24 protein-coding genes are annotated in these 22463 nt (G+C 70.1%); 11 read left to right on the top strand and 13 right to left on the bottom strand.

Annotated elements, in window-relative coordinates; genetic code table 11:
- Positions 1-61: 61 nt before the first annotated feature.
- The 3 genes from SACMADRAFT_RS23305 to SACMADRAFT_RS23295 form a co-directional block, all read right to left on the bottom strand.
- The gene (locus tag SACMADRAFT_RS23305) at positions 62-1108 is read right to left on the bottom strand and encodes an ion channel (protein WP_009156316.1); all 1047 of its coding nucleotides are present in this window, start codon (positions 1106-1108) and stop codon (positions 62-64) included.
- A gap of 103 nt (positions 1109-1211) precedes the next feature.
- Positions 1212-2180 carry a R2-like ligand-binding oxidase gene (locus SACMADRAFT_RS23300; protein WP_009156315.1) on the bottom strand — a complete coding sequence of 323 codons (969 nt, stop codon included), beginning with the start codon at positions 2178-2180 and terminating at the stop codon, positions 1212-1214.
- A gap of 17 nt (positions 2181-2197) precedes the next feature.
- On the bottom strand, positions 2198-2794 hold the full coding sequence (locus SACMADRAFT_RS23295) for a TetR/AcrR family transcriptional regulator (protein WP_009156314.1): 597 nt from the start codon (positions 2792-2794) through the stop codon (positions 2198-2200).
- A gap of 75 nt (positions 2795-2869) precedes the next feature.
- On the opposite strand from SACMADRAFT_RS23295, the gene SACMADRAFT_RS23290 reads away from it, so the two are divergent.
- On the top strand, positions 2870-3499 hold the full coding sequence (locus tag SACMADRAFT_RS23290; protein ID WP_040926748.1) for an HAD family hydrolase: 630 nt from the start codon (positions 2870-2872) through the stop codon (positions 3497-3499).
- Here SACMADRAFT_RS23290 and SACMADRAFT_RS23285 read toward each other — a convergent pair.
- Positions 3465-3698, bottom strand: a complete 234-nt coding sequence (locus SACMADRAFT_RS23285) for a hypothetical protein (RefSeq protein WP_009156312.1) — start codon at positions 3696-3698, stop codon at positions 3465-3467. The genes SACMADRAFT_RS23290 and SACMADRAFT_RS23285 overlap by 35 nt on opposite strands.
- Positions 3699-3853: 155 nt before the next feature.
- On the opposite strand from SACMADRAFT_RS23285, the gene SACMADRAFT_RS23280 reads away from it, so the two are divergent.
- Complete coding sequence (locus tag SACMADRAFT_RS23280) at positions 3854-4240, top strand: cold-shock protein (protein WP_040926747.1); 387 nt, start codon at positions 3854-3856, stop codon at positions 4238-4240.
- A gap of 14 nt (positions 4241-4254) precedes the next feature.
- On the opposite strand, the gene SACMADRAFT_RS23275 is transcribed toward SACMADRAFT_RS23280, so the two are convergent.
- From SACMADRAFT_RS23275 to SACMADRAFT_RS23265, 3 genes are read right to left on the bottom strand one after another with little or no spacing between them, the layout of a single operon-like run.
- A complete protein-coding gene (locus SACMADRAFT_RS23275) occupies positions 4255-4758 on the bottom strand; it encodes a DUF2771 family protein (protein ID WP_009156310.1) in 504 nt (167 codons plus the stop codon).
- A 10-nt stretch (positions 4759-4768) separates the two neighbouring features.
- Positions 4769-6499, bottom strand: coding sequence for an MFS transporter (locus tag SACMADRAFT_RS23270; protein ID WP_009156309.1), 1731 nt, complete (start codon positions 6497-6499; stop codon positions 4769-4771).
- Positions 6500-6541: 42 nt separating this feature from the next.
- Positions 6542-7363: a glutaminyl-peptide cyclotransferase gene (locus SACMADRAFT_RS23265; protein ID WP_408640359.1), complete on the bottom strand. Its 822-nt coding sequence runs from the start codon at positions 7361-7363 to the stop codon at positions 6542-6544.
- A gap of 66 nt (positions 7364-7429) precedes the next feature.
- Between SACMADRAFT_RS23265 and SACMADRAFT_RS23260 the strand changes: the two genes are divergently transcribed.
- Positions 7430-8191, top strand: a complete 762-nt coding sequence (locus tag SACMADRAFT_RS23260) for a DUF3027 domain-containing protein (protein WP_009156307.1) — start codon at positions 7430-7432, stop codon at positions 8189-8191.
- 61 nt (positions 8192-8252) lie between these two features.
- Positions 8253-10979 carry a sacsin N-terminal ATP-binding-like domain-containing protein gene (locus tag SACMADRAFT_RS23255; RefSeq protein WP_009156306.1) on the top strand — a complete coding sequence of 909 codons (2727 nt, stop codon included), beginning with the start codon at positions 8253-8255 and terminating at the stop codon, positions 10977-10979.
- Positions 10980-11012: 33 nt separating this feature from the next.
- Here the strand turns inward: SACMADRAFT_RS23255 and SACMADRAFT_RS23250 are convergent, their stop codons facing one another.
- Complete coding sequence (locus SACMADRAFT_RS23250; protein ID WP_009156305.1) at positions 11013-11285, bottom strand: DUF2530 domain-containing protein; 273 nt, start codon at positions 11283-11285, stop codon at positions 11013-11015.
- A 56-nt stretch (positions 11286-11341) separates the two neighbouring features.
- On the opposite strand from SACMADRAFT_RS23250, the gene SACMADRAFT_RS23245 reads away from it, so the two are divergent.
- Entirely contained in the window at positions 11342-12811 is a 1470-nt protein-coding gene (locus SACMADRAFT_RS23245) for an NCS2 family permease (protein WP_009156304.1), read from the top strand.
- Between the two features lie 31 nt (positions 12812-12842).
- On the opposite strand, the gene SACMADRAFT_RS23240 is transcribed toward SACMADRAFT_RS23245, so the two are convergent.
- On the bottom strand, positions 12843-13550 hold the full coding sequence (locus SACMADRAFT_RS23240; RefSeq protein WP_009156303.1) for an ArsR/SmtB family transcription factor: 708 nt from the start codon (positions 13548-13550) through the stop codon (positions 12843-12845).
- A 66-nt stretch (positions 13551-13616) separates the two neighbouring features.
- Between SACMADRAFT_RS23240 and SACMADRAFT_RS23235 the strand changes: the two genes are divergently transcribed.
- Genes SACMADRAFT_RS23235 through SACMADRAFT_RS23220 form a run of 4 tightly spaced genes read left to right on the top strand, consistent with a single transcriptional unit; the run spans position 13617 to position 16913 of the window.
- Positions 13617-14333: a hypothetical protein gene (locus SACMADRAFT_RS23235; protein ID WP_009156302.1), complete on the top strand. Its 717-nt coding sequence runs from the start codon at positions 13617-13619 to the stop codon at positions 14331-14333.
- Complete coding sequence (locus SACMADRAFT_RS23230) at positions 14330-15118, top strand: isocitrate lyase/PEP mutase family protein (RefSeq protein ID WP_009156301.1); 789 nt, start codon at positions 14330-14332, stop codon at positions 15116-15118. The genes SACMADRAFT_RS23235 and SACMADRAFT_RS23230 overlap by 4 nt, the downstream gene beginning before the upstream one ends.
- Positions 15119-15122: 4 nt before the next feature.
- Positions 15123-15557, top strand: coding sequence for a MarR family winged helix-turn-helix transcriptional regulator (locus SACMADRAFT_RS23225; protein ID WP_009156300.1), 435 nt, complete (start codon positions 15123-15125; stop codon positions 15555-15557).
- Positions 15558-15590: 33 nt separating this feature from the next.
- Positions 15591-16913, top strand: coding sequence for an MFS transporter (locus SACMADRAFT_RS23220; RefSeq protein WP_009156299.1), 1323 nt, complete (start codon positions 15591-15593; stop codon positions 16911-16913).
- Positions 16914-17021: 108 nt separating this feature from the next.
- On the opposite strand, the gene SACMADRAFT_RS23215 is transcribed toward SACMADRAFT_RS23220, so the two are convergent.
- The 4 genes from SACMADRAFT_RS23215 to SACMADRAFT_RS23200 all read right to left on the bottom strand — a co-directional run bounded on the left by SACMADRAFT_RS23215 (position 17022) and on the right by SACMADRAFT_RS23200 (position 20652).
- Positions 17022-17645, bottom strand: a complete 624-nt coding sequence (locus SACMADRAFT_RS23215; protein WP_009156298.1) for a superoxide dismutase — start codon at positions 17643-17645, stop codon at positions 17022-17024.
- 148 nt (positions 17646-17793) lie between these two features.
- On the bottom strand, positions 17794-18450 hold the full coding sequence (locus tag SACMADRAFT_RS23210; RefSeq protein ID WP_009156297.1) for a biliverdin-producing heme oxygenase: 657 nt from the start codon (positions 18448-18450) through the stop codon (positions 17794-17796).
- A gap of 68 nt (positions 18451-18518) precedes the next feature.
- Complete coding sequence (locus SACMADRAFT_RS23205; protein WP_009156296.1) at positions 18519-19127, bottom strand: TetR/AcrR family transcriptional regulator; 609 nt, start codon at positions 19125-19127, stop codon at positions 18519-18521.
- Between the two features lie 28 nt (positions 19128-19155).
- Positions 19156-20652: a glutamate-cysteine ligase family protein gene (locus SACMADRAFT_RS23200; protein ID WP_009156295.1), complete on the bottom strand. Its 1497-nt coding sequence runs from the start codon at positions 20650-20652 to the stop codon at positions 19156-19158.
- A gap of 233 nt (positions 20653-20885) precedes the next feature.
- Here SACMADRAFT_RS23200 and SACMADRAFT_RS23195 point away from each other — a divergent pair, with 233 nt between their 5' ends.
- Both SACMADRAFT_RS23195 and SACMADRAFT_RS23190 read left to right on the top strand, forming a co-directional pair.
- On the top strand, positions 20886-21734 hold the full coding sequence (locus SACMADRAFT_RS23195; protein ID WP_009156294.1) for a TrmH family RNA methyltransferase: 849 nt from the start codon (positions 20886-20888) through the stop codon (positions 21732-21734).
- 24 nt (positions 21735-21758) lie between these two features.
- Positions 21759-22337, top strand: coding sequence for a DUF2537 domain-containing protein (locus tag SACMADRAFT_RS23190; RefSeq protein WP_040925853.1), 579 nt, complete (start codon positions 21759-21761; stop codon positions 22335-22337).
- Positions 22338-22463: the final 126 nt, after the last annotated feature.

Below are 22463 nucleotides of genomic sequence, written 5' to 3'. Positions count from 1 at the left end.
TGAACACGAGCCGCCGCGCGCATGAACAGGCGAGTGCGGGTCGGGGTCGGCGATGCGGCACTCAGGACCGGTCGGCGCCGTCCTGCCGCAGTGCCTGCTCCACCTGCTCGGAGGTGAGCGGGCCCGCGCTGACGTAGTACAGCACCGCCCCCGCCGGGAGCTCGTCGCCCCAGCCGGGGTTCACCACGAGCCGCTCGCCCGCGCGGGCCGCGAGCACGGTGACGCCGTGTCGGCGGCCGAGGGTGACGCGGCACCGGTCGACCGGCACCGGCCCGAGCGATTCCGGCAGCGTGACCGAGTAGGTGTTGGCCCCGCCGTGTGTCATCAGCTCCGCGTACATCTCGGCGATTCCGGGGGAGGTGAGCTCCTCGGTGATCATGCGGGGGGTGTGCCACTGCACGCACCGGATGTGGTCGTCGACGTAGCCGAGTAGCGAGGCCCGCTCCATGTCGCGAAGAGTCACGACCACGTGCGCGTCGGTGGCGACGTGGTCGACGGCAAGCGCGACGGCGAGCGCCTCGTTGTCGTCCCTTGCGTCGACGAGCACGGCGTGCGCGGTCTGCACGCCGGCCCTTCGCAGCGTCTCCTCGTCGGTGAGGTCGCCACGCACGAACTCGACGGGGTCCTCCGGCATCGGGTGCGTGCCCACCTCGTCCCAGGCGCACAGCACGAGTGTCCCGTCGATGCCGTGCAGCACCTCCCTGGCGATGCGCTCGGTGCGCCCAGGCGTGTAACCGAGCAGAACCGTGTGCCCGGACGCCTTCACGGTGATCGATCCCTGCATGCGGCGTCCTCTCGCTCCCTCAAGCACCGAGGCCATCTTCGTGAACACCGTCGTCAGCGTGACGATCCCGCCGATGATCACGTACGCGCCGACCAGGTGGCCCGCGGCCGACTCGGGGAAGAAGTCGCCGTAGCCCACCGTGGCCGCCGTCACCACGAAGTACCACCAGTAGTTCTGTGGCTGCACCAGCGCGCTGCCCTCGGGTTCGGCCAGCGCCATCAGCGGCCAGCTCGTCGCGAAGACGACCACGATCACGATGACCGGGGTGAACCACGAGGTGAGCAGAGCGAACCGGGCCAGCAGCCGGGAGAGGAACAACGGCACGCGCGCGCTCCGCGGGTTTCGTGGACGGGTTCGGCAGCCGACCATAACGGACCAGGGCCGCCGAACCCCTCACGACTTGCTCACGAGGTGCTTACGAAGCAGTTCACGACCTGTTCGCGGCTGCCTCGGCGAACGCCTTGGCGTCCTCGGCGCCGAAGGTCTCCTCCAGCTGCTCGGGAGTGTGGTCGACGTCGATGGCCGCCACGTCGGCGCCGCGAGCGGACTCGATCGCGCCGAGCCTTCGCTGTGCCCTGTCGGCGGCGTACTGCAGGAACTCCTGGTTGTCGATGCTGAAAGGCGGCTCGTCGAACTGGCTGTTCACCCACTCGATCATGCCTAGCGCGTGAGGCAGCAACTCGCCCATCCGTTGCTGCACGACGTCCCACAGCGAGTCGTCGGCGGCGATGTGTCGCCTGCACGTGAAGGTGCCCCAGGCCATGTGCCTGCGCTCGTCGTCACCGATGCGGCGCACCAGCTCCTGCATCCCGGGCAGGATGCCGCGGGAGGTGCACACCTTCTGCCACGCGTAGTACCCGGTCAGCGCGAGGCTGCCCTCGATGACGTGGTTGTAGGTGACGCTTGCGCGCACCTGGTTCACCGGGCTCGGGTCCTGCGCCAGGATTCCGAGCGATTCGGGAAGCTCCTCGTAGAACAGCTTGCGGTAATGCGGGTTCTCCGCCACGTAGGAGTGCAGGTCCTCGGTGAGGCCGACGGCGTCCATCCAGCGCCGGAACACCTCCGTGTGCTTGGCCTCCTCGAAGCAGAACTGCGTCAGGTACATCTCGTCGGCGAGCCTGCCCTCCGCGGCCATCGCTTTCATGAACGGCTGGATGTCCTCGGTGACGGCCTCCTCACCGGCGATGAACTGCGCGCACAGGTACGTCGCCGAGCGCCGCTCCTCGTCGTTGAGCGACTCCCAGCCCTCGCGTTCGGCGGAGAAGTCGATGTCGGCGGGATTCCAGAACTTCTTGTTGCCCTTGACGAAGAGTCGCAGCGGGAAGGAGTCCCAGTTCAGGCCGCCTCGGCGCAGCGAGTGGAACCCTTCCCGGTGTGGTGCGACGGTGCCGGTCATGAACGTTTCCCTTCGGGTCACTTCGTTGTGGACGATTCGATGAGCGAGGCGATCACGGCCCGTACCCCGTCGGCGGCCTCTTCGGCCGAGTGGCCCGGCAGCACCAGGTAGCTCATCGTCAACCGCGTCATGGTCTCGGCGACGAACTCGGTGTCACGCAGTTCGGGCAGCCGGTCCCGCAGGTAGGCCATCGAGACCTCGGTGGCCGCCCGCAGGATCGGCTCGCCCCTGGTGGTCAGCAGCGGGAGCAGGTCCTCCGCGACGTCGGTGCCGAGCGCCGCGGCGACAAGCCGGTTCTCCTTGGCGTGTTCGATGGTGTAGACGGTGGCGGCGTGCACTCCGGACAGCACGTCGGGCGCCGCGTTGAGCCGCTGCTGGATGCCTTCGGTGAACTCGGCGAGCGTTCGCAGTGCCACCGCCTGCACGAGTGCGGCCTTGCTACCGAACTCGTTGTAGACGGTCTGCCTGCTCACCCCGACTCTCGCGGCGACGTCGGCCATCCGGAGCCGGGCATATCCGCGTTCGGGTAACAGTTCGGTGGCCGCGTCCAGCAGTTCCTCCCGCAACGACGCCCTGGCGCGTTGAGCGAAGCTCGTGACCTGAGACACATTCATATGTTGACAGAGTGCGCAGTGATGTCAAGGGAGTGGACCCGTCCAACTTCCGTGTAAAGGCATACGGTGGCGCGGGTGGGAAGGTGCGTGGGTTTCGACCTCGACATGACGCTGATCGATCCGCGGCCCGGCATGGTCGCGGCGATGGCACAACTGGCGCGGGAGTCCGGTCTCGACCTCGACGGCGAACTGTTCGCCTCCCGGCTCGGACCACCGCTCGACCACGTGCTGCGGGGGTTCGAGGCGCCGGAGGAACGTATTCCGGAACTGGTGTCGCGGTTCCGCGAGATCTACCCCGGCCTGGTCATCCCGAGCACCACGGTGCTACCGGGCGCCTGCGCCGCGATCGACGCCGTCCGCGACGCCGCAGGCACCTCACTCGTCGTCACCGGCAAGTACGAGCGAAACGCCGCGTTGCACCTGCAGGCGCACGGTCTGGCGGTGGACGTGCTTGTCGGTGATCTCTGGGCCACCGGGAAGGCCGCCGCGCTGAAGCGGCACAACGCGTTCGCCTTCGTCGGCGACCACGTCGGCGACATCCAGGGCGCGCTTGCGGCGGGCGCGATCGCGGTAGGGGTCACAACCGGGCCGTGCAGCAGAGCCGAACTGCTCGCCGCGGGTGCCCACGTGGTACTCGACTCGCTCGTCGAGTTCCCCGGCTGGCTGGCGGCTAGCGCTGACGGTGCTCGCGTACCAGGGCGATGAGTCCCAGGCCAAGGCCCAGCGGTGTGACCACACCCGCGAACGCGGAAAGCCACACCGGCAGGTCCTGCAAACCTGCCGCGAAGAGTACGAAGACCGCCACCACCGCGACCATGCCAATGGCGAACAGGATGATCCCGGCCCGCATCAATCCCGGCTTACCCACGGTGCGGTTTCCCTTGTCCTCAACGGCGGTGTTCATACCGGCATCTTAAGGTCGGCATTCGGCTTCTCCGTACTGTGTGTGGCGAGATAGGCTTGGTGGACACGCGTCCTGGGTACGCCTGGGGCGCGTTCGTCGTGCGGGGACGGTGGCTGCCGGACCCGTGGCAGCAGAGCGAAGGAACGGTGAGGGCAGTGCCGACCGGCAAGGTCAAGTGGTACGACGCGGACAAGGGATTCGGCTTCGTCACGCAGGACGGCGGCGAGGACGTCTACATTCGGAAATCCGCGCTACCGCAGGGCGTGGAGGCCCTCAAGGCCGGTCAGCGACTGGAGTTCGGTGTCGCCGACGGCAGGCGCGGACCGCAGGCTCTGTCGGTCCGCCTGCTGGACCCGCCGCCTTCGGTGGCCGAGGCCCGTCGCCGTCCCGCCGAGGAGTTGCACGGGCTCATCGAGGACATGATCAAGCTGCTGGAGATGCGGGTACAGCCGGACCTGCGCAGGGGCCGCTATCCCGACCGCAAGCACACCAAGCGCATCGCCGAGGTCATGCGGGCCGTCGCGCGCGACCTCGACCCCTGATACCCGCCTGCGCGTCAGCGTCGCGCCGCGGGCTCGATCTGAAGTGACCACACGCCACGCACGACGAGTTGCGGCTGCCCGTTCTCGTCCACGATCGGGTTGCCCTGCTCGTCGGCCGCGTAGGCGGCTCCCAGTTGCTGGACCTCCACCACCAGCAGCTGGTCGCCGGGCGAGTCCGGGACCACGGTGTAGGCGTGCTGCTTGCCGTCGGTGAAGACCTGCTGGCGCACCGGGCGCGGCTTGCCGTCCGGGCCGAGGAACTGCACGTTGAGGGCCCACGGCGTCGACGAGACGTCCGAAGGCAGCGACACCTGCACGGGCTTGCCCGTGCGCACGCGCAGGTTCGCGGGTTCGCCACCGGTCTCGCAGGAGGTCAGCTTGGCGTCGCAGTAGCTGAGCGGTTGCGCCGTCGTGCTCTCGCCGTCGGCGTAGAAGGTGATCTCGGGGGCCGAGGGCGCTGAGCACCCCGCCAGTGTGACCGCGCCACCCGCCAGAAGTGCTACTACCAGACGTCGCATAGTGGCGAGACTACGAGCCGTCGGCCACGCGGGTCGGATCGGGTCGCGGCGCGCGCCCCCGGCCGAACGAGGGCAGCAGCGACGAACCGTTCCTGACCAACCACGTCTGGGCGAGCCCGAGCGCGAGCAGCAGCGAGACCACGAGGAAGCCGATCCAGTAGGTGGGTGGCAGCAGCAGCCCGACAGCGCCGCCGAACACCCAGGCGAGTTGCAGCACGGTCTCCGAACGGCCGAACGCGGAGGCACGCGACTCCTCCGGCATGTCGTGCTGGATGACGGCGTCGAGGCTGTTCTTGGACAGCGCGCTCGCGGTGGCACCGACGAGTCCCACGACGGCTGCCGTTGCGATGCCGGAGAAGATCGCCGCCAGTATCGTCGCGGCCAGCGTAGCGGCGAGGGAACCGAGAATGACCTGGTCGTACTTGCCGAAGTGCAGCCTGGACCCCAGCGCGTTGCCGAGGAAGCCACCCGCGCCCGCCGCGGCTCCGATGATGCCGAGCAGCAGCAGTTGCACGAACGGACTCTGCCCGCTGTCCTCGGTCTGCGCCTTGACCGCGAACGCGGCGAACATCATCAGGAAGCCGGTGAGCACGCGGATCGAGCCGTTGCCCCACAGTGCGACGACGACGTGTCGAGCCATCGGTCTGCGCGGCTTGAGCGCGGGCGTTCGCGCGGAGAGCGAGGCGGGCACCTCGCCCTCGGTGACCTCCACCCACGACGGGATGCGCATGGCCTGCGCGGCGCCGACGGCGCAGATCAGCGCGGTGAACCACAGCGCGCCCGCGGAACCGAACGCCCAGTTCACCCCACTGGCCAGCGCGCCGAACACGCCGCCTGCCGCCAATCCGAAGACGGCGAGTCTCGCGTTGGTCTTCGACAGGGTGATCTCCGGCGGCAGCACCCTCGGCGTCACGGCGGCCTTGAGCACCATGAACGACTTCGAGAGCACCATCTTGCCGAGTGCGGCCGGGTAGAGCACCCAGCTGTCGAAGTTCAACGCCATCAGCACACACATCAGGGCCTGGCCCGAGGAGGCGACGGACATCGCCAACCTGCGGCCGCGCTGGATGCGGTCCAGCGCGGGGCCGATCACCGGTGCCACCAGCGCGAACGGGGCGATCGTGATCAGCAGGTACAGCGCGACCCTGCCCCTGCTCTCCCCGCTGCTCGCCGCGAAGAACAGCGTGTTCGCCAGCGCCACCGCCATCGCCGCGTCGCTGGCGTAGTTCAGCATCACCGCGTACGTCAGCGACGTCAGCCCGGACTTGTCCGCGCCGTCGGCCGTGGCGGCTCTGCGGAAGGCGGCCACGGCCTGCCCGCTGAGCTGGCGACCGCGAAACGCCGCCACCCGCGTGACGGTGAGCTTCTTCGGTACCCGCTGGTCGGCTCCGCCCGCGTCGAAGCCGTGCCTGGCCGTCGGCTCCTCCTCGGCGTCCCTGGGCTGGCCAGGGGCGTAGCCGCCGGTGTCGTAGTACTCGTAGCCGGGCCGCTCGCGCCGGGGCGGCACCGGCCCAGGTGGCGGGGAAGGCGGTGGCGGGTACGGCCGCGCGCCCCTGCTCGGCCTCGCGGGCTGCGTGGGCATCGCACCGGTGGGCGCCTCGTCCGCGGTCAGCGGGGGAGGCGGCGGATAGGCCCTCGTCGGAGGTGGTGTCGGGTGTTGAGCCCGCGTGCGGTCCACCGGTGGTTGGCTCGCCCCCGGTTCGGGCGTCCACTTCCGCTTCCCCTTGCGACCCGAACGCATGTGCCCAATCCTGCCGTACTCAAGCCCTGCCCGTACGGGTGATCACGTGGTCGAGACGAACCGCACCCTGAACATCTTGGGCCAGAGCTTGCCGGTCAGCACGAACTCGTCCGAACCAGGCACCGCGGCGATGCCGTTGAGCACGTCGGCCTCCGCGCGCTCGGCCTCGTCCAGCAGCCCTGCTGCGTCGATGCGGGCGGTGACCGTTCCGGTGTCGGGGTCGATGCGCAGGATCTCGTCGCTGTGCCAGACGTTGGCGTACACCGCCCCGTCGACGCACTCCAGCTCGTTCAGTTCGTCACGTGGCTCGCCGTCCTCCTTGACCACCACCGAGGAGCGAACGGCGAAGGTCACCGGGTCACGGAAGGTCAGTTTCGCCGACCCGTCGCTCATCACCAACCGCTGCCTGCCGGGTTGGTGACACAGTCCCCACCCCTCGCCCTCGTAGCGGACGGTGCGCCGCTGCGCGAGGGTGTCGCGATCGCGTTCGATGGCGATGCCGCTGCGCCAGGTGAGCTGCCACACCCGGGAACCGACCACGGTGATGCCCTCGCCGAACAGCGGCTTCGGCAGTGAGACGACGACCTCGGGTTCGGCGCCGAGCGGTCCCGCCCGCAAGGTGGACTCACCGACGAGCCCGGTGCCCTCGTACAGCGTGCCGTCGTGAATCTCCAGCCCCTGGGTGAACGCCTCGCGGTCGTGCGGCAGTACCCGCAGCACCTCGACCCGCAGCCGCTGTACCCGCGTCGGGTCGTTCGGCGTCGGCTCACTCGACGGCGCACCGCACGCGGCGAGCGCGATCACCAGTACCAGCACCGCCACCGTGGCAGGCAGCCGTCGGCCGGTAGCTCCCGCAGCCCGTATCACGACCACCAGCCTGGCACGAACCCACCGACCGTCGCGCGGCACTGTGCTGCACAATGGAGACTCATGACCCTGCTGCTCACCCTCGACGACGGCACACTGCGCCGGAAGCTGTTCGATGCGGTGGAGTTGGCCCGCGACTCCGCCGTGCTCGACGCGGGTGCCGAGAACGTGGGCGAGCACGCCGGAGTCGAGGTCGAGGACTCCGTTTCGGTCACCCACCTGTTCGACTCGCGGCTTCCCGGATACCGGGGCTGGCGGTGGTCCGTCACCGTCGCGACGACCGGGCACGACGAGCCGGTGACCGTCAGCGAGGTGGTGCACACGCCGGGTCCCGACGCCGTCGTCGCACCGAAGTGGGTGCCGTGGGAGCGGCGGGTGCGGCAGGGCGACCTCGGTATCGGCGACATCTTCCCGACCGCGGCCGACGACCTTCGGCTCGCTCCCGCCTACCTGACCACCGACGACCCCGAGGTCGAAGAGGTGGCGCGCGAGACCGGACTCGGCAGGGTCAGGGTGATGTCGCGTTACGGCAGGCAGCAGGCGGCGCAGCGCTGGCACCGTGGTGAGTACGGTCCGCGCTCGGACATGGCCCGCAGCGCTCCGGGCACGTGCGGGACGTGTGGCTTCTACCTGCGGCTGGCAGGGTCGTTGCGTGCCGCGTTCGGCGTCTGCGGCAACGAGATCTCACCGGCGGACGGTCACGTCGTGCACGCCGAGTTCGGTTGCGGCGCGCACTCCGAGATCGAGGTCGAGGCCAGCTCCCCGGTTCCGGTCGCGGAGCTGTTCTACGACGACTCCCTGCTCGACACCGAACCCGTCGGCTGAGCGGTAGGTCCGCACGCTGTCCGCCATCCCAGACTTCGATTCCCACGACCTGCGCGCCGCGGTGCTGCGGGCCTGGCGGGACTCGCCGACCCGGTTCACCGAGGACACCAACGCCGAGCACGACCTGCGGGTCGGCGGCTACCGCGACCGGCTGTTCGTCGAGCTGGCACAAAACGCCGCCGACGCGGCCGCGCAGGCCGGGGTCGAGGGCCGGGTAAGGGTCCGGGTGGTCGACGGCGAACTGCGGGTCGCCAACACCGGCGCCCCACTCGACGCCGAAGGCGTGGCCTCGCTCGCCTCACTGCGGGCCTCTGGCAAGCGCGGTGGCACGGTGGGCCGGTTCGGGGTCGGCTTCGCCGCGGTGCTGGCCGTCACCTCGTGCCCGCGCATCGTGTCCCGCACCGGCGGGGTGTCGTTCTCGCGGACCCGCACCCGGGAAGCGGCGGGGCGCGAGGGCGAGGTGCCGATCCTGCGGTTGCCGTGGCCGTTGCCGCCGACCGAGCCCCCGTTGCCGGACGGGTTCGACACCGAGGTTCGCCTGCCGCTGCGCCCGCCGGCTGGCGAGGTGCTCGAGCTCATCCGGTCCGAGGTCGCGGACCTGCTGCTGGCACTGCCCGCGCTGGCCGAGGTCGATGTGGCCGGGCAGGTGTGGACCCGCCGCGACGACGGCGAACTCGTCGAGTTGGCCTCACCGGACGGGCACCGCACCCGGTGGCTCACGCACCAGGGCGAGGCCTGCGTGTGGGCGGTTCCCGTTTCCGAAACCGGCGCGCCGTCGCCGATCGCCGACGACGTGCTGCACGCTCCGACACCGACCGACGAGCGGGTGAGCCTGCCTGCTCGGCTGCTGGCGTCGGTGCCGGTCGAGCCTTCCCGCCGCCGCGTCCTCGCGGGCGAGGCGACCAGGCAGGCGTTGGCCGAAGCCGCTCACGCCTATCCCGGTCTCGTCCGGCGGTTACCACCGCGACACCGGCTCGCGCTGGTGCCGCCCGCGGGCTTTCCTGCCTCGGAGGTTGACAGCACGCTGCGGGAGCTGCTGACCCGGCGACTGTCGCAGGACGCGTGGTTGCCCGCCGCGGCAGGCGGGGAGCTGGCGGGGGCGGCCGCGAAGGTACTCGTCCCCGAACTGCCCGACCTCGTCGAGTTGCTGGCCGACGTGGTGCCCGGACTTGTCGCCGCCCCGCTGTGCGGCGGGCAGGCGGCGCGCACGCTCGCCTCGGTGGGCGCGTCCACGGTCGACGCCGCCGCGATCGTGGACGCGGTCACCGGCATCGAGCGCGAACCCTCCTGGTGGCGGCGGCTGTACGAGGTGCTGCTCGACGGAGTGGAGCGGCACCAGGTCGCCGCCGACGAACTCGGCGCCCTGCCCGTGCCGCTGACCGACGGCCGCACGGTTGCCGGTCCCAGGACGGCGCTGCTGCTGGACGACGTGGACCTGGCCGCGGAACTGGACCTCGCCGGGGCCGGGCCTCGCGTGGTGCACCCGCGGGCGGCGCACCCGCTGCTCGAACGGCTCGGCGCGGTGCACGCGGGTGCGGGTGAGGTGCTTCGCGACCCCGCGCTGCGGGAGGCCGTCGAGGGCAGCGTGGAGGATGCGCTCGCGGGCGTGGACGTACTGCCGCTGGTGCGTACGGTGCTGCGGCTGGCGACCCGCGCGGGCGCGGAAGGGCTCGGTGCGCTGGCATTGCCCGACCGCACGGGCGGCTGGCGGCGCGCCGACGAGTTGGTGCTGCCCGGTTCGCGACTGCTGGACGTGCTCGACACCGAGGCGATCGGTGCGCAGGCGCCGCTGGACGTGCTCGACGCCGACTTCGCTTCGCGCTGGCCCGCCGAGACGTTGACACAGGTTGGGGTGCTCGACGGTTTCCGGGCACCTGCCGAGGACGATGACACCGAGAACACCGGTGCGGGCGAAGACCCGCCCATCGCCGATCTCGATCTGGTCGCCGACGATGCCTGGCCGGAGGCGGTGCGGCTGCTCGCGTCGGACCCGCGAACCAGGCGGATGCTCGTGGAACCGGGCGGCCGGGTGCGGCGGTGGCTGGCGGACAACGCGCTGCTGGCCGGTCAGCCGCCAGGGCAGTGGCGGCTGCCGGATGCGGAGTCGCTGGCCGGGTTGTTCGACCCGGTCTTGGACGTGGACCTGCCCGACGAGCTGCTCCTGGCGATGGGTGTTCGTTGGGAGCTGACCGTTGTGGACGCGCAGGACGCGCAGTGGCTGTGCTCCCGGCTCGCCGAGGAGGCCAGGTCGGTTCCACCCGGTCTGGTGCTGCGGGCGCATTCGGCGCTGTCGCGGGTTTCGCCGGAGGGCGTGCGCCCACCCGCCGCCGTGCGCGCGCTCGACGGCTCCGTGACCGACGCCGCCGACGCCGTGGTGCTGGACGCGCCGTGGCTGCTGGGGCTGTGGCCACACAGCGTTCTCGTCGCCACGCTCGACTTCGCCGAGGCCCCGGCACTGGCCGATGTGCTCGACCTGCCGTTGGCGAGCGAGGAGACGACCGCCGAAGTGGAAAGCGAAGGTGACTTCGTCGCCTGGCGGGATCTGCCCGCGATCGTCGAGGTCGCCGACCTGCTCGGTATCGCCCCGGAGGAGGGCGGGTTGTTCGTGCACGAGACGCTCACCGTCGGCGGACGCCCGGTTCCGTGGTGGTACGACACGGCCCTGCACACCTCGGACACCGCCGAGGGGCTTGCCAGGGCCTTCGCCTGGGCGACCGGGCGCTGGCCCAGGCGAGCGCTGATCGCGGCGTTGCTCGACGATCCGGGGCCCGCCACGCTGCTCGGCTGAGCCAACCGTTGCCCGCAGTCGACTGCGTCGGCGCTACAGGCCGTGCGGGGTAGGGCGGGAACCGCGCCTTGCGGCGGCTCGCTGCCACAGCATGATGCCCATGCCCACGATGCCGAGGCCACCGCCTGCCAGCGTCGTCCACAGCCACACGCCGCGCACCCCAGTGATGAGCAGCACGGCGAAGGCCAGAAACCACAACACGGTGCCTAGGATCATCGGCGGCCAGAGGTTGACCAGTGACCTCGGCAGCTGCGGTGTGGGACGGAACCGCCCCTTGGTGCGGGAAGGGTCGCTCGGTACGTCCACGTGGGAAAGGCTACCTCCGCCGTGTCGCTGCCGGTCCGAATCGAGGCAGGTGAGTGATGGCAGAAGCGACCGCGGAGCGGAAGCTGAAGTCGCGGCTGGACCGGTTCTTCCGGATCAGTGAGCGCGGCTCGACACCGGGCAGGGAGGTGCGCGGTGGGCTGGTGACCTTCGTGACGATGGCCTACATCATCGTGCTGAACCCGCTCATCCTGGGCAGCTTCTCCGAGGGGCCCGGTGCCAACGCGGACGCGACCGGGGCGATCCTGCCGGTTCCGCAGGTCGCGGCGGTGACGGCGCTGGTGGCGGGTGTGCTCACGATCCTGATGGGCGTGGTGGCGAACTACCCGTTCGCGCTGGCGGCCGGTCTTGGCATCAACGCGCTCGTCGCTGTGAACATCGCGCCGCAGATGACCTGGCCCGCCGCGATGGGACTGGTCATGGTCAACGGCATCGTGGTGCTGCTGCTCGTGGTCACCGGGGTGCGCGAGATGGTGTTCAACGCGGTACCGGCTCAACTCAAGGCGGGTATCGCGGTGGGCATCGGGCTGTTCATCAGCCTCATCGGTCTGGTCGACGCCGGTTTCGTGCGCCGCATCCCGGATGCGGCGGGCACCACGGTTCCGGTCGAGTTGGGCATCGGTGGCTCCATCGCGTCGTGGCCGACGGCGGTGTTCGTGGTGGGCCTGGTGATCATGGGCGTGCTGGTGGCGAGGAACATCAGGGGCGCCATCCTGATCGGTGTGGTGGCCGCGACGGTGCTGTCGATCGTTGTCGAGGCCGTCGCAGGCGTCGGCCCCTCCGGCGGCACGGACCCCAAGGGCTGGAACCTCGGCTATCCGGCACTGCCGGAGGACATCATCGGCCTGCCCGACCTGTCGCTGCTCGGCCAGGTGTCGTTCGACGCGTGGGTGCAGGTACCCGCACTCACCGCCGCGCTGTTCGTGTTCACCCTGGTGCTCACCGACTTCTTCGACACCATCGGAACGATGACCGGGCTCGGCAGGCAGGCCGGCCTGGCGAACCGGGACGGCCAGTTGCCCAACGTCGGCAAGACGCTGTTCGTGGACTCCCTCGGCGCCATCGCCGGTGGCGCGGCCTCGGCCAGTTCCAACACCGTCTACATCGAGTCGGCCTCCGGTATCGCGGAAGGCGCGAGAACGGGTCTGGCCAATGTGGTCACCGGGCTGCTGTTCATCGCCGCGATGTTCTTCACCCCGCTGTACGAGGTGGTGCCGATCGAGGCCGCCGCGCCCGCGCTGGTCGTTGTCGGCGCGCTGATGATCCGCCAGGTCGCCGACATCGATTTCAGGGACTTCTCGGTGGCGCTGCCCGCGTTCCTGACGATCGTGGTGATGCCGTTCACCTACTCGATCGCCAACGGCATCGGCGCGGGCTTCGTGAGCTACGTGCTCATCCAGGCCGCCACCGGCAACGCCAGGCGGGTCCACCCGCTGATGTGGATCGTCTCCGCCGCGTTCGTCGTCTACTTCGGTATGGGCCCGATCCGCGAGACGCTGGGCGGCTGACCCGGATCGCGCGCTCAGTGCCTCGGCCCGGTCAGCCCGCGGCGAGCGAGTCGGCGTCGATGGCCAGCAAGTCCTCGAGCGCTGCCGCGCCTGCCGGAGTCAGCCGCACGGCGCGGCCGGTACCGATGCGCTTGACCCAGCCGTTGTCGAACATCCGCAGGCACAGTTTCGCGCCTGCGGCACCGGCAAGGTGCGAGCGGCGCTCCGTCGCGTCGAGGCAGCACTTCACCAGCGGCCTGCGTCCCGCGCGCAGTTGCGCGGGCGCGACGCGGAGCACACCGGTGAGCCATTCCATACCCTCGCCGGTGAGTGCGCAGCCGTGGCGGACGTCGAGCAGTCCGAGGGTGGTCATCGCGTCGGTGATGGCCACCCCGAGCCTGCCCGCGAGGTGGTCGTAGCAGGTGCGGCCCCTGGCCATCGCGGAGGAGGCAACCGCCCTGCGAAGCGTCCGGCCGCGTTCGGCCGCCAGGTCCAGATGTGCGAGCAGGCCTTCGAGAAGTTCGGCGGCGTCGGGTCCAGCCAGTGACACGTAGCGGTGCCTGCCCTGCCTGCGCTCGACGAGCAGCCCGCCTGCGACGAGCCGGTCGAGGTGTTCGCTGGCCGTCGAGGGTGCCACGCCCGCGAGCGTGGCGAGTTCGCCCGCCGTCCACGCCCTGCCGTCGAGCAGTGCGAGGCAGAACCGGGTCCGGGTGCGGTCGGCGAGCAGACCCGCCAGTTCGGCGAGTTCGACGGAGGACACCGCACGATTGTGCACCGCCGACGTTTCGGCGCCGACCGAACCGCCGCGACGCTAGCGTCGCGGCTCATGTTCACAGTCACCGACCCGGCAAGGGTCCACGCCATCCTGACCGATCCCCGCCACACCGTGCCCGCCGTCGCCGATGCGGCCGGACCCGGTGTGGCCTGGCTGCGGGCCAATGTGGCCAGGTTCGCCCCACCTCGGCGGCATCGACGGCTTCGTGCCCTCGCCGAGGCCGAACTGGCGACCGTGGCTCCCGGTGCCTTGCGGTCGGCCGCGCGCGCGTGGCGCGGTGGGCGCACCGGGCCCTCGGTGCCGCTGCTCGCCGAGGCGCTCGGTCTGCCGGTGGCCGCGGACGATGTCGCGCTCGTCTCCAGGCACTACCAGCCACACACCGGGGTGGTGCCCGGTGAGGCAGACGAGGCGGTGAGGCGGCTCGCCTCGGCATGCCGGGGTGGTTACGGCGCCGGTGACGAGCGCACCGCCGCCCGGATCGGGCTGCTCGTCCAGGCCTGCCGGCCCACCGACCTCCTCGCCGAACGTGCGACACGGCGTGGCGGGCCCGCCGCGGTCGCCGAGGTGCTCGCCGCCGAGGCGCCGGTGCGAGAAACCAGGCGCTGCACGCCCACCGGCGAACTGGTCGCGCTGGACCTCGCGGCGGCGCGGTTGCCCTTCGGCGCGGGTGCGCACACCTGCCCTGGCATGGCACACGCGATCGCCATCGCGGAGGGCACGGCGCAGGGCAGCGCGGAAGGCACGGCCAGGCAGGGTGAGGACAGGTGAGCACGCGGGCGTTCCACGACCTGCACGTGGCAGGGCACCCGCTCGTACTCCCGAACGCGTGGGACTACGTGTCGGCCGCGCTGCTGGTGGACGCCGGGTTCGCGGCCATCGGCACCACCAGTCTCGGGGTCGCCGCCGCGCGCGGCCTTCCCGACGGGCACGGGGTGAGCAGGCGGGCCACCGTTGAACTCGCCGTGTTGCTCGCGTCGTTGCCGTGCCTGGTCACCGTGGACATCGAGGGTGGCTTCAGCGACGATCCGGGCCGGGTCGCCGACGTCGTCGAGGAGTTGGCCGCCGCGGGCGTCGTGGGCGTCAACATCGAGGACGGCAGGGCCGGCGGCACGCTGGCCGACCCGGCGCGGCAGAGCGGGATCATCGGTGCGGTCAAGGCCCGCGTGCCCGACGTGTTCGTCAACGCGCGGGTGGACAACTACTGGGTGGGTGTGGATGCCGAGGTGGGTGCGACGATGGCGCGCGTCCGGCGGTACGTGGACGCGGGTGCGGATGGTGTGTTCGTGCCCGGCAGGCTGGACGCGGCCGAGATCGAGGCGCTCGTGGCCGCGACGGCGGCACCGCTGAACGTGTTGTACCTGCCGGGCGGCCTTGACACCGGTGAGCTGGCCGGGTTGGGAGTGCGAAGGATCAGCACGGGTTCGCTGCTGTTTCGCACGGCGGTGGCCGCCGCCGTGCGGGCGGCGACGACCGTCCGCGACGGTGGTACACCCACCGGGAGCGCGCCCGGCTACGCCGACATCCAGCGACTCTGCGATCGTGAGGTATGCTAAGGATGTGTCCGACCCCGTTTCCGACCGATCACTGGCGAGCAGGCTGCGGCTCGCCGTGGTGCGGCTGAATCGGAGGCTGCGGGCACAACGAACCGGTCAGGACCTTTCGCTGACCCAGATCTCCGCGCTTTCCACGGTGCACAAGTGCGGGGCGATGACGCCGGGTCAGCTCGCGGCGAAGGAAGGGGTCCAGCCGCCCTCGATGACGAGGGTGATCGCTGCCCTCGAGGAGACGGGCTACGTCGAGCGCAGCCCGCACCCCACCGACGGCAGGCAGGCGATCGTGGCGATCACCGAGAAGGGCCTCGACTACGTGCGGGCGATGATCTCGGTGCGCGAGGCGTGGCTGGACGACCGGTTGGGCGAACTGAGCGGCGAGGAGCGCGAGGTGCTCTCCAGGGCCGCCGAGATCATCGACAGGATGGCGGGCAACGGCTGACGCCACCGACATCGTGGGAGGCGACAACACGGCGTGAGTATCACGGGTAGCGAAGCAAGAACCCAGCACGAGCTTTCCGCTACCCGCGAACCGGCCGAAGGCCCACCCGCGACGGCAGGCCGTGGCACGTTCGCCTCGTTGCGCATCCGCAACTACCGGCTGTTCTTCAGCGGCCAGATCGTCTCCAACACCGGCACCTGGATGCAGCGCATCGCGCAGGACTGGCTGGTCTTCGAACTGAGCGGGTACAACCCGGTGGCGCTCGGCGTCGCGGTCGCGTTGCAGTTCACCCCGACGCTGCTGCTGTCGCTGTGGGCAGGCGTGCTGGCCGACCGGGTCGACAAGCGCAAGCTGCTCATCGCGATCCAGACGGGCAACTTCGTGGTCGCTGGGGTGCTCGGGGCGCTCGATGTGACCGGCCTGGTGCAGCTGTGGCACGTCTACGCCCTGGCGTTCGGGCTCGGGGCGCTCTCGGCGATGGAGGTGCCGACCCGGCAGTCCTTCGTCGCCGAGATGGTCGGGCCGAGGCAGGTGCCCAACGCGGTGGCGCTGAACTCCTCGGTGTTCAACATGGCCAGGATCGTCGGCCCAGCCGTCGCCGGGTTCGCGATCGTGCTGGTCGGCACCGGCTGGCTGTTCGTCGCCAACGCGGTGAGCACGCTGGCGGTCATCGCCGGGCTCGCGCTGATGAGACCCGAGGAGTTGTTCAGCGCGCCGGTCGTGGCACGTGCCAAGGGCCAGTTGCGGGAGGGGCTGCGCTACGTGCGCGGTCATCGGGAACTGCTGACGGTGCTGGTGCTGGTGTTCTTCGTCAGCACCTTCGGGATCACCTTCTTCACCTCGCTCGCCATCGTCGCGGCCAATGTGTTCGACACCAGGGCCGACGGCTACGGGTTGCTGTCCACCATGCTCGCCGTCGGCACGTTCACCGGCGCGTTGGCCGCGGCACGGCGGGGCAGCAGGCGTGCCCCGAGCGTGCGGGTGCTGCTGCTTTCCGCGTTCGCGCTCGGCGCGATCGAGACGGTCGCGGCGTTCATGCCGAGCTACGTGGCATTCGCGGTGGCACTGGTCCCACTGGGCTTCGCGACCATCACGTTCCTCAACACCGCCAACGCGCTGGTGCAGACCTCGGTGGCGCAGCGAATGCGGGGGCGCGTCATGGGGCTGTACGTGCTGGTGCTGATCGGCGGCAACCCCATCGGCGGCCCGATGACCGGGTGGCTGGCCGGCACGCTCGGTGGCCGCTCGCCGTTCTACATCGGTGGGCTGGCGGCGGTGGCGGCCGCCGTCGGGTGCGCGCTGGTGCTGCGGCGGGCTCGCAGAGCCCCCTTGCCACCCGAGGTGAAGTTAGGCTAACCTTATTTGCACCGCTTCGTGGTGGGAGCGGCAGTCAGTTCGGGAACGAACGAGGCCCTGTCCCGCAAGCCGCGGGACAGGGCCTCGTTTCGTGCGGTACCGGGCGCTTCAGGAAAGCAGCAGACCGTTGCGGCCTGCCTTGGCGTCCTCGAACCGCTTGCCGATCTCGGCCCAGTCGAAGACGTTCCACAGCGCGTTGACGTAGTCCGGCTTCACGTTCTTGTACTGCAGGTAGAACGCGTGCTCCCACACGTCCACAAGCAGGATCGGCACCGTGGGCAGGACCAGGTTGTTGTGGTGGTCGCGAAGCTGCTGGGTGATCAGCGTCTTGCCGATCGGGTCCCACGACAGCGCTCCCCAGCCGTTGCCCTGGATCGTGGTGCACACGGCGGTGAACTGCGCCTTGAACTTGTCGAACGAGCCGAAGGCGTCGTCGATCGCCGCGGCCAGCTCGCCCGTCGGCTTGTCGCCACCGTTGGGCGAAAGGATCTTCCACCAAACGACGTGGTTGGCGTGCCCAGCCAGGTTGAACGCCAGCGTCGTCTCAAGGCCCACGATGGAGCCGAAGTCGTTCGCGTCACGGGCCGCGGCGAGCTTCTCCAGTGTCTGGTTCGCGCCGTTGACGTAGGTCTGGTGATGCTTGGTGTGGTGCAGTTCGTTGATCTCACCCGAGATGTGCGGCTCGAGGGCGCCGTAGTCGTAATCGAGGTCAGGAAGCTCGTACGTGGCCATTGGCCCTCCTTGTAAGCGTTTCGTGCCAAGCCTTCTCAGCTGCCAACCTAGTAGCCGTGGTCCTACTCGGCTAACCGGGGCGTGCGGAGTTGACCTTGCTACGTCGAGCTAGGTCGAGGTCAAGGTGTTGTTAGCGCCGCCACACGACCTACGCCGCCCGGTCCGCCGCCGTAGCGGCCGCGAGCTCGGTGAGCACGCGGATGTTCAGTTCGAACGCCAGCAGCGTCTCGTCGACGATGCGCTGCCGCTCGCCCGCGTCCCAACCGGCGCTGTCGAGCAAGCCGCGGTAACGCTTGCGGAAGGCGTGCGGGTTGCCCACCCGGGAGAAGTCGTAGAACCGCGCGCCCGCGCCGCTGATCCCGTAGCGGCGGCGCAGCAGCGACCCGACCACCTGGCCGCCTGCCAGGTCGCCGAGGTAGCGCGTGTAGTGATGGGCCACGTACCCGCCCGGCCATTCGAAGGCCACCTCGCGCATCCTGCGCACGTACTCCCCGGTGGCGGGCAGCGGGTTGACCGTGTGCCGCCATTGCGGGCCGAGAAGAAACTCCAGGTCCTCGCCCAGCGCGGGCAGCCGGTACAACTCCTCGAGCACGAACGGCGCCCCTACCGCGTCGCGGGCCATGGCCTCACTGGCCTGCTCCAGCGTGCGGTAGATGAAGTAGTACTGCTCCGCCAGCCTCGTGTAGCTCTTCAGCGGGAGCCTGCCGTCCAGCAGAGCGCTCATGAAGGTGGAATGGTGCGCGCGCTCGTGTACCTGCCGGGTGGACTCGCGCAACTGTTGTGAGAACGAGTTGGGCACCGCCATCACGCCTCCCCGGATCTGACAGCCTGTCATAAAGATCGTAGGAGAGAAATCGCGGCAGGGCGAGCCCGTCAATCCGGCGCGGCCTGATCCACCCCGACCGCACGAAGTACGAACGAGACCGCGGAGGCGATCGCGTCCTCCAGTTGCTCCGGCGGTACGTCCACCACCTGCCTGGCGCCGAGCGCTGCCATGATCATCGGGACGACGATGTCGGGGTCCTGCCGCGGCAGCCGCCCCGAGCGCACGCCGTCGAGGAGCGCGGCTCGCAACTGCTCGGTGATCGGGTCGGCGTGGGCGGCCACCCTGCGGTAGGAGGCCGGAGCCAGCGCGGAGGCCAGCGTGCTGCCCGGCGGCAGGTGGTAGTCGGCGAGCGTGCGCAGTTGCAGCCGCACGAACGTGGCCAGCCGCTGCACCGGGTCGGTGGTGGCGGACAACTCCGCGCGCAGCCGCTCGACGTAGTCGGCGGCCTCGTGCTCGACGAAGGCGACCAGCAGGTGTTCCTTGTCGGGAAAATGGTTGTACATCGCGGTGCGGCCCACACCCGCCTCCGCAGCGACGCCCGCGAGCGTGATGGCGTCGAATCCGCGCTCGTAGAGTTGGTTGCGCAGCGCGTCGAACACCTTCGCCCTCACCCGCGCGCGGTGCTCGGGCAGTGAGTCACCGATGATCTTGGGCATACGCGCACCTCCCGCAGGCCGGAACCCGTCAGGCTACCGGCCACTCGTGCACCGGCTCGCCCGCCTCGGCCAGTTGGAGGTAGTCACGCAGCATCGCGACCAGCGCCGAGTCCCGGTCCAAGCCGCGCTCCTGCGCCCTCACCACGCTCTCGCGCTGCCAGGTGCTGCCACTGCGCCGCGCGATACAGCGCCGCTCGATCACTCCGAGGTAGCGGTCGGCCACGTCGGTGGAGACATCGGAATCCCGCAGGCCCTGCCTCGCCAGCGGCAGCAGCACCCGCAACACCAGTTCGTCAGGGGGAACCCAGCCGACACCCGGCCAGTAAAGCCGCGCGTCGAAGCCGTTGCGGGCACCGGTGTAGAGGTTCTCCTCGGCGGCCTGGAAGGACATCTGCGTCCACACCGGCCTTTCCTGCTCGGCCAGTGCCCGCTGCGCGCCGTAGAAGAACGCGGCGTTGGCCATCATGTCGACCACGGTCGGCCCCGCGGGCAGCACCCGGTTCTCCACGCGCAGGTGCGGCTTGCCGTCCACGACGTCGTACACCGGCCGGTTCCAGCGCCATACCGTGCCGTTGTGCAACCGCAGTTCGGTCAGCTTCGGCACCTCGCCGGACTCCAGCGCTTCCATGGGGTCCTCGTCGTCGGTCTCGGGAAGCAGCCCGGGGAAGTAGCGGACGTTCTCCTCGAACAGGTCGAAGATGGAGGTGATCCAGCGTTCGCCGAACCACACCCTCGGCCGTACCCCCTGGTTCTTCAGCTCTTCTGGCCTGGTGTCGGTCGCCTGCAGGAACAGCGGGATACGCGTCTCGTGCCACAGTGCCTTTCCGAGTAGGAAAGGTGAGTTCGCTCCCAGCGCGACCTGCACGCCCGCGAGGCACTGCGCGGCGTTCCAGTGCGCGGCGAACTCCTCCGGCGCCACCTGCAGATGTAGCTGGACCGACGTGCAGGCCGCCTCGGGCAGGATCGAGTCCGCGAAGCTGCGCAGCCGCTCCGGCGGCTTGCCCGCGAGCCCGCTGCCCTCAAGCGACAGCAGTGTCTGCTCGCCGCGGGAGGCGAGGATCTGGTCGTTGAGCAGCGAGTAGCGTGCGCTGTTGGTGAGCCACTTCTGGTCGAAGTGCTCCTGCCGCAGCGTCGGCAGGATGCCGATGGGCGCGATCAACGAACCCGCCTGCCCGGCCTTTGCCCTCGCCTTGTCCAGGTGGGCGTGCAGGTCCTGCTCCAGCCGCAGCGCGGAGTCGCCGTCCAGCGGGCGCGGCGGCACGTTCAACTCGATGTTGTGCTGCGAGAGTTCGGTTGTGAACAGCGGGTCGTCGAGCGTGTCGAGGACGGCCGCGTTCGACATCGACGGCCGCATCGCCTCGTCGACCAGATTCAGCTCCACTTCAAGGCCGATGTGCTTGCGCGGGAACGAGAAGCTGCCGTCGGAGAGCATCCGCGCGAGGGTGTCCAGGCAGCGTTGCACCTTGCGGCGATACCGCCCTCGATCCCTGGGATTGAAGGAGCCCGGTGCCACGTCCTTACCCATGAGGGCATCCCTTTTCGTCCTCAGCCTTGGCTCCCCGACGGCCTCGGCGTTTCCCCTGCCAGGCGGCAACGTTGGCACATGGCGGGGGCCAGAGCTAGCGGCCAATCTGGTGCCGTCCGTCACCCGTGCTTCACTTAGCGCAAGCTGGCGCCGTTCGCAGGATCGGGTTACCCAGCATTCGGAGCACTGACCCCTGTTCGCGCGGCGGATGCGAAACTCGGCAGGTGGCCCAGATGATCTACGTCAACGAGGCGGCAGACCCTCGACTCGACGATTTCCGAGACCTCACCACCGCCGACCGCAGGCCGGACCGGCCGGGTGGCAGGGGTCTTGTGATCGCAGAGGGGACCGTGGTGGTGCGCAGGCTGCTCGCATCGCCGTACCGGCCACTCGCCGTGCTCGGCGTGCGGCGAAGGATCGAGGAACTGGCCGACGACCTGGCCGGGCTGCCGGTACCCGCCTACGTCACTTCCTCGGAGGTGATGGCCGATGTCGTCGGGTTCCACCTCAACCGGGGCGTGCTCGCCGTCGCCGAGCGGGTGCCGCAGCCGACGGTCGAGAGTGTCGTCGCCGATGCCAGGGTGCTCGCCGTGCTGGAGGGCGTCGGTGATCACGAGAATCTGGGTTCGCTCTTTCGCAACGCGGCCGCGTTCGGTGTCGACGGCGTGCTGCTGGGGCCCGGCTGTGCCGATCCGCTGTACCGGCGCAGCGTGCGGGTCTCGATGGGAAACGTGCTGCGGGTGCCGTTCGCCGCGCTGCCCGAATGGCCGCGAGCCCTGCTGTGGCTGCGTGAGCGCGGGTTCACCGTCGCGGCGTTGACACCGAGACCGGACGCGGTCGACCTGCGTAGGCTGCCGAACGGCACGACAGGCAGGGTGGCGGTGTTGCTCGGTTCGGAGGGGCACGGGCTTTCGGAGCAGGCGATCGCGGCGGCGCAGCTGGCCGTGCGCATTCCGATGGCACCCGGTGTCGATTCCCTCAACGTGGCGACGGCGGCCGCGGTCGCCTTCTACGAGCTGACCGGCACTCGCGCGGCGGCGTCGTCCGGCGAGCGCGACGCCTCTGCCGCGGCGGCGAACTGATGGGGGAGACGGTTGGCCACTGAGGTGGAACTGCTGGTTCGGGGCGAGCGGGCGGTGCTCACCGGCACCGACGACGGGCGCGAGGCCGATCCGCACCACGTGGCGCTGGGCGCGGACCTGGCCGAGGCATTACACGAGTGGGCACAGGTGGCCGCTGCCGTGCGCCGCAGCGGTAACGGCGCGGGTGGCGAGGTCGTATCGCGCAGGGGTAAGCAGCTCGCGGGCAGGGTGGCCGCCGCACTCGGGGTGCAGGTGAGCTACCTGGACCCGGTGACCGGGCGGGCGCTACGGGTGCCCCCGCCTCGCCGGCGGGCTGCGCCGGCGCCGGAGCGCGGCGAGGAATCGACCCCATGGGGCACCGGGCTGACCGTCGCGGCCTTCTTCGCGGTCGTGGCCGTCGTGGCGATCGTCGCGCTGGCGCGCGCGTTGGCGCAGGAGACAGCAGGCTGGGTGGCGGTCGCGGCTACCACCGTCGTCTCCGCCGGGCTGGCGCCTTCGCTGTGGCTGGCCCGGTCGGTGCCGATCGTTCGCTGGATCGCGCTGGGGATCGCTACGGGGGTGGGGCTGTCCTGGGTAGGAGTGTTGCTCATCGTGGTCGGTTGAGCCGGGAATCGGCGAGTCGGGCTCGAAAGTGTCGAGACCACAATCACTCGGGCTCTCCGGCCCGACGTTCGAGGTACACGCCGTAGCCGCAGAAGGGACAGGGCATCCACTGTGGTGTGAACCCCA

Origin of the sequence: Saccharomonospora marina XMU15 (assembly GCF_000244955.1) — a bacterium.
In the GTDB taxonomy this organism is placed as follows: Bacteria; Actinomycetota; Actinomycetes; order Mycobacteriales; family Pseudonocardiaceae; genus Saccharomonospora_A; species Saccharomonospora_A marina.
The sequence above is the reverse complement of the archived record's forward strand: the minus strand, read 5'-3'. Positions and strand labels throughout refer to the sequence as shown.

What these genes read in the sequence shown, in the direction of transcription:
- SACMADRAFT_RS23275 (WP_009156310.1), bottom strand. Translation starts at nt 4,758, where the DNA reads ATGCGACGTCTGGTAGTAGCACTTCTGGCGGGTGGCGCGGTCACACTG.
- SACMADRAFT_RS23295 (WP_009156314.1), bottom strand. Translation starts at nt 2,794, where the DNA reads ATGAATGTGTCTCAGGTCACGAGCTTCGCTCAACGCGCCAGGGCGTCG.
- SACMADRAFT_RS23205 (WP_009156296.1), bottom strand. Translation starts at nt 19,127, where the DNA reads ATGCCCAAGATCATCGGTGACTCACTGCCCGAGCACCGCGCGCGGGTG.
- SACMADRAFT_RS23270 (WP_009156309.1), bottom strand. Translation starts at nt 6,499, where the DNA reads ATGCGTTCGGGTCGCAAGGGGAAGCGGAAGTGGACGCCCGAACCGGGG.
- SACMADRAFT_RS23215 (WP_009156298.1), bottom strand. Translation starts at nt 17,645, where the DNA reads ATGGCCACGTACGAGCTTCCTGACCTCGATTACGACTACGGCGCCCTC.
- SACMADRAFT_RS23245 (WP_009156304.1), top strand. Translation starts at nt 11,342, where the DNA reads ATGGCAGAAGCGACCGCGGAGCGGAAGCTGAAGTCGCGGCTGGACCGG.
- SACMADRAFT_RS23285 (WP_009156312.1), bottom strand. Translation starts at nt 3,698, where the DNA reads ATGAACACCGCCGTTGAGGACAAGGGAAACCGCACCGTGGGTAAGCCG.
- SACMADRAFT_RS23210 (WP_009156297.1), bottom strand. Translation starts at nt 18,450, where the DNA reads ATGGCGGTGCCCAACTCGTTCTCACAACAGTTGCGCGAGTCCACCCGG.
- SACMADRAFT_RS23300 (WP_009156315.1), bottom strand. Translation starts at nt 2,180, where the DNA reads ATGACCGGCACCGTCGCACCACACCGGGAAGGGTTCCACTCGCTGCGC.
- SACMADRAFT_RS23195 (WP_009156294.1), top strand. Translation starts at nt 20,886, where the DNA reads ATGATCTACGTCAACGAGGCGGCAGACCCTCGACTCGACGATTTCCGA.
- SACMADRAFT_RS23235 (WP_009156302.1), top strand. Translation starts at nt 13,617, where the DNA reads ATGTTCACAGTCACCGACCCGGCAAGGGTCCACGCCATCCTGACCGAT.
- SACMADRAFT_RS23200 (WP_009156295.1), bottom strand. Translation starts at nt 20,652, where the DNA reads ATGGGTAAGGACGTGGCACCGGGCTCCTTCAATCCCAGGGATCGAGGG.
- SACMADRAFT_RS23260 (WP_009156307.1), top strand. Translation starts at nt 7,430, where the DNA reads ATGACCCTGCTGCTCACCCTCGACGACGGCACACTGCGCCGGAAGCTG.